The organism is Acidocella sp. (assembly GCF_028687955.1).
In the GTDB taxonomy this organism is placed as follows: Bacteria; Pseudomonadota; Alphaproteobacteria; order Acetobacterales; family Acetobacteraceae; genus Acidocella.
Genome location: NZ_JAQTZC010000082.1, coordinates 1 through 5,495, shown reverse-complemented (window position 1 = coordinate 5,495; position 5,495 = coordinate 1). Strand labels below are relative to the sequence as shown.

Genomic DNA, 5,495 nt, shown 5'->3' with positions numbered 1-5,495 from the left:
CCATCTCCTGGCCATATCCGCCCGGCCTCTTGGCGCGGCCGCCCGGGTTCACTAAACACAGGCCATAATGTCAGACACTGAAACCACCCGCTACGATTTCACCACCGCCGAGCCGCACTGGCAGGCCGCCTGGGAGGCTGCCGGACTGTTCAAGGCCGCGGACACCCCCGCCACCGGCAAACCCAAGTATTATGTGCTGGAGATGTTCCCCTACCCCTCCGGCAAAATCCACATGGGGCATGTGCGCAACTACACGCTGGGCGATGTCGTCGCCCGCTACAAGCGCGCCAGCGGATACGATGTCCTGCACCCGATGGGCTGGGACGCCTTTGGCCTGCCGGCTGAAAACGCCGCCCGCCAGCGCAAGACCGGCCCCGCGAGCTGGACCTACGCCAACATCGCCACCATGCGCGGCGAGCTCAAGCGCATGGGCCTCTCGCTCGACTGGTCGCGCGAGTTCGCCACCTGCGACCCTGCGTACTACGGCCAGCAGCAGAAAATCTTCCTGGATTTCTGGGCGGGCGGCTTGGTCGAGCGGCGCATGAGCGCGGTGAACTGGGACCCGGTGGACCATACCGTGCTGGCCAACGAACAGGTGATCGACGGGCGCGGCTGGCTCTCGGGCGCCCCGGTTGAAAAAAAGAACCTCTCACAGTGGTTCCTCAAGATCACCGATTACGCCGAGGATTTGCTGGAAGGTTTGAAGGACCTGCCGCGCTGGCCCGAGCGGGTGAAGCTGATGCAGGAGAACTGGATCGGCCACTCCCAGGGCGCGGACGTCACCTTCGCCCTCACCGCGCCGGTTGGTGGTATTGCTTCGGTTACAGTCTATACCACGCGGCCGGACACGCTCTTTGGCATGTCCTTCCTCGCCATCGCGCCCGAGCACCCCATCGCCCGGGTGGTTGCGGAGTCCAGCCCGCAGGCCGCCGCCTTCCTGGCTGAATGCGCCGCCCAGGGCACCTCGGAGGCCGCCATCGAGCAGGCGGAGAAAAAAGGTTTTGATACCGGGCTGCGCGTGACCAACCCGCTGAACGGGCAGACCTACCCGGTCTGGATCGCCAATTTCGTCCTCATGGACTACGGCACCGGCGCCATTTTCGGCTGCCCTTGCGGCGATGAACGCGATTTCGAGTTCGCCGCCAAATATGCCCTGCCCATCCCCATCGTCGTCGCCCCCAGCGTCGACTCCATCCCCGAAAAACTGACCAAGGCGCTGGACGGCGAAGGCATCATCGTCAACTCCGGCTTCCTCACCGGCCTGCCCACCGCCCAGGCCAAGCCCGCCGCCATCGCCGAGCTGGAACGCTTGGGCGCTGGCAAGGCCGTGCAGAACTGGCGCCTACGCGACTGGGGGATTTCCCGTCAGCGCTACTGGGGCTGCCCGATCCCGGTGATCCACTGCGCCGCCTGCGGCCCGCAGCCGGTGCCAGCCAGCCAGCTCCCGGTCATCCTGCCCCAGGACGTCACCTTCGATCGCCCCGGCAACCCGCTGGACCACCACCCCAGCTGGAAGCATGTGCCCTGCCCCCAATGCGGCGCCGCCGCCACGCGCGAGACCGACACGTTCGACACCTTTGTGGACAGCTCCTGGTATTTTGCCCGCTTCACCGCCCCGCACGCGGCCACGCCGACCAATCTGGCGGCGGTGAACCACTGGCTGCCGGTGGACCAATACGTCGGCGGCATCGAACATGCGATTTTGCACCTGCTCTATGCCCGCTTCTTCACCCGCGCGATGCAAAAAACCGGGCATGTCGCCCTGGCGGAGCCCTTCGCCGGGCTGTTCACCCAGGGCATGGTGACCCATGAATCCTACAAGGATACGCAAGGCAACTGGCTCTACCCCGAAGAGGTGGTGAAAACCCCCGAGGGCGCCAAACATGCCGGAACCGGCGAGCCCGTCACCGTCGGGCGCATCGAGAAAATGTCCAAATCCAAGCGCAACACGGTGGACCCCGGCGTCATCATAGACCGTTTCGGCGCCGACACCGCACGCTGGTTCGTCCTCTCCGACAATCCGCCCGAGCGCGACGTTGAGTGGACCGAGTCCGGCGTTCTGGGCGCCAACCGCTTTGTCCACCGGCTCTACCGCCTGGCCCTGGCCATCGCCGCCGAGCCGCGCGCCGAAACGCCCGAAACCTTCACCGGCGAGGCCAAAAAGCTCCGCCAGCTCACCCACCGCACCATCGCCGCGGTGAGCGAGGCGCTGGATAATTTTACCTTCAACCTCGCCGTCGCGCGGATTTACGAACTTTCCGGCGCGCTGGCCGGGGCCTCGCCCGCCGATCCCGGATTACTTTGGGCACGGTTCGAGGCGATCGAGACCCTCGCGCATCTGATCGCGCCGATGATGCCGCATCTGGCCGAGGAAATTTTCGCAGCACTACGCCCGGGTGCCGGGCTGGTGGCGGCCAACCCCTGGCCGAAAGCCGATGCGGCCTATCTCACGGTTGATGAAGTCACCGTCGCAGTGCAGGTGAACGGCAAGCTGCGCGGCACCGTGCTGCTGCCCGCCGGCGCCAAGGCCGATGTGGCGTTGCCGATTGCCAAGCAGGCTGTCGCAAGCGCATTACTGGGCCAGACCATCGTGAAAGAAATCTGCGTGCCGGACAGGATCGTGAATTTTGTCGTCAAACCCGCGTAGGCTGCTGCCCCTCCTGGGCATGCTCGCCCTTGCCGGGTGCGGCTTCACGCCGCTGTACGGCCAGAGCGGGCGCGTCAGCGTGGCGCAACAGCTCGATACCGTGGCGGTCGGCAACATCCCCGAGCGCCCCGGCCAGATGCTGCGCGAGAGCCTGGAAACCCAGCTGCACACCGCCGGCGCGCCAGACCGCGAACTCTACAGCCTCACCGTGGACTATACCATCGCCACCGCCGGCATCGGCGTGCAGCAGGACACCGCAACCACCCGCAACCGCCTGACCGCAACGGCCAACTGGGTGCTCAGCCCCATCGGCGGCGGCGCGCCGCTCGCCACCGGCACGGCCACCACCGAGAACGCGGCCAACGTCATCGACCAGCAATATTTCGCCCTCACCCTGGAGACCGGCACGGTGGACCAGCAGCTGGCCAGCACCATCGCCGCGCAGATCACCAGCCAGATTGCCGCGTATTTCAAAACCCATCCGAGCGCATGAAGCTTGAGGCCGGGCGTACCGAAGCCTTCCTGAAAAACCCGGGCACGCCGGTTGTGCTCATCTACGGCCCGGATTCCGGCCTTGCCGCTGAGCGCGGGCTGGCGCTGGTGCGCGCCCTCCCCGGCGCGCTGGAAGACCCCTTCCGCTACACCGAACTGCACAACCCGGATGCGGCCACCCTGCTGGCGGAAGCCACCGCCGCCTCGCTCACCGGCGGCAAGCGCGTGGTGCGCGTGCGCGACGCGCACGAGACCCTGGTGAAGCCGCTGGAGGCGCTGCTGAAAGCCCCGCCGGACGCGCTCATCATCCTGGAGGCCGGCGAGCTGACCGGCAAATCCAAACTGCGCGCACTGGCGGAGAAATCCCCCGCCGCCACCGCCATCGCCTGCTACGCAATCGACTCCGCCCGGCTGCCCGGCGTGATCACCGCGCGGCTGCGGGCGCAGAATATCAGCATCGACCAGGATGCCGCCACCTGGGTAGCCAACAACGTCTCCGGCGAAGAAGGCCTGCTGCGCCAGGCGCTGGAGGTGCTCGTGCTCTACGCCGGGGCGGAGCCGCGCCTCAGCCTCGCCGATGTCTCCGCCGCCCTGGCCGATGGCGGTGATACCTCGGTGCAGGAGGCCATCGACGCGACCATAACCGGCGACCCCGCCGCCACTGACCGCGCGCTGGCCCTGGCCTATGACGAGGGGCAGTCCCCGGTCGGCATATTGCGCATGCTGCTGGGCGAGCTGATGCGCCTGCGGGTAGCGGCCGGGGCCATCGCGCAAGGCGCCTCCACCGCCGAGGCAATGGCCGGGATGCGCCCGCCGGTGTTCTTCAAGCGGCAAAATCTGGTCACCCGGGCGCTTAACATCTGGTCGCTCCCCGCCCTTACCGAGGGCATTGCCGCCAGCTTGCGGGCCGAGGCCGCCTGCAAGCAGACCCTCACCCCCGACCAGGCGTTTTGCCGCCAGACCATGCTGGCCTTGGCCTCGCGCGCCCGCAACGCGGCGCGGCGATAATGCGGGAAGCGGCGAGCAATGTGCCAAACCGGCCACAGCTATCTGATATTATTAAGGAATTACACACAAACAATTGACAGTTCCATAAGGAAAGCCTGTCATCAATCATGAGCGGGCCAGCGCGTACAAGCGCCCGCGGGGAGAAGGGATTTGAAGATGCCGGTACGTGGAAAAAATTTCCGCGCAGCTTTGTTCAGTTTGGCACTGCCGCTTGCGGTGGGGCTGGGAGGGCATTCGGCTTTCGCGTCGGACTCACTTCCGGGTGATGGCATTGCGCCGCCCGCCAATGTCAACATCGGCATGTTCTACAACCTGTTTACCGATGCGTCCGGCATCGGCGCCGCCCATGGCGGCAGCTACGGCAAGAACACCCATATTTCCATGGATATCGTGGTCGGCCGCTATATCCGCACCTTCGATATTGATGGCATTCTCTCCGGCGTGCAGTTTTATGTGCCCTACGTCGGCTTCCTCGGCGGGCAGGAGGCTGGCATCGCCAATATTCCCGGCCCCTATGTGCCGGCCCTCGGCGGGCAGCTACCCGCCTACGGGGCGGGGCGCGCCAACCTCTCGCATAACGGCGGCTTCGGTCAGCCGTATTTCGGCGTGTTCTCCTATGTGCTCGACCACCCGAAGGCAGGCACCTACGGCGTCATCGCCCCGTGGATCGCACCGCCCCTGGCCAGCTTCAACCGCAGCGCCAACCTCAACCCCGGCGAGAACACCTGGACCTACGAGCTGGAGCTCGGCTTTCGTACCGTGCTCTGGGGTACTCCCACCACGCAAAACCTGGCGGTGGAACTCTGGAGCGAGAGCTACATGTTCGGCGCCAACGGGCAATCGGCCTATGTATCGCCTGAGGTCTCGGCCAATAATATCCCGGCGATCTACAGCACCTATAACTATCTGAGCGGCGGGGCGATCCCCGATACCAACCCGCTGCAAGCCAGCCGGGTGGTTCCCGCCAGTTTCCACGAACAACCCTCGCAGGAATTCCGCATTTATCTGCCGTATGAATTCGCACCCTCCATGGGGGCGTTCATCGCGCCGGGGCTGTTCCAATCCTTCGGCGGCAAGCAGACCTTTAATTTGCAGGGCGGCGGCACGCTCGATTCCGGCAACCGCACCAACGAGACGCAGCTGCGCCTCATCGGCGCAACCTTCCTCTCGCCGCGCCTGCAGCTCATGGCCATCGGCGAATACGATCTCGCCTCACACGGCGGCCCGCTGAACCGCAATATTGAAATCCGCCTCGCCACATTTTTCTGAAAGCGCTTCTGATACCAGTCAGCCTTAAGGCTGACTGGTATGCGCGCGGGGCTGGTGGGGCGGCCGCGCGCAAAATCAA

The 5,495-nt window shown here is 65.6% G+C and carries 4 protein-coding genes; all 4 read left to right on the top strand.

The features are described from left to right. Positions 1-67: 67 nt before the first annotated feature. The 4 genes from leuS (at position 68) to PHE40_RS09830 (ending at position 5,416) form a co-directional block, all read left to right on the top strand. A complete protein-coding gene (gene leuS, locus PHE40_RS09845) occupies positions 68-2,647 on the top strand; it encodes a leucine--tRNA ligase (protein WP_299961290.1) in 2,580 nt (859 codons plus the stop codon). Next, on the top strand, positions 2,628-3,140 hold the full coding sequence (gene lptE, locus PHE40_RS09840) for an LPS assembly lipoprotein LptE (RefSeq protein WP_299961288.1): 513 nt from the start codon (positions 2,628-2,630) through the stop codon (positions 3,138-3,140). The genes leuS and lptE overlap by 20 nt, the downstream gene beginning before the upstream one ends. Beyond that, positions 3,137-4,147: a DNA polymerase III subunit delta gene (holA, locus tag PHE40_RS09835; protein ID WP_299961286.1), complete on the top strand. Its 1,011-nt coding sequence runs from the start codon at positions 3,137-3,139 to the stop codon at positions 4,145-4,147. Before lptE ends, holA begins: the two co-directional genes overlap by 4 nt. Positions 4,148-4,345: 198 nt before the next feature. Next, entirely contained in the window at positions 4,346-5,416 is a 1,071-nt protein-coding gene (locus PHE40_RS09830) for a transporter (RefSeq protein WP_299961284.1), read from the top strand. Positions 5,417-5,495: the final 79 nt, after the last annotated feature.

Bases quoted from the DNA above. Each gene is read 5' to 3' on its own strand.
- leuS (WP_299961290.1), top strand. From the start codon at position 68: ATGTCAGACACTGAAACCACCCGCTACGATTTCACCACCGCCGAGCCG.
- holA (WP_299961286.1), top strand. From the start codon at position 3,137: ATGAAGCTTGAGGCCGGGCGTACCGAAGCCTTCCTGAAAAACCCGGGC.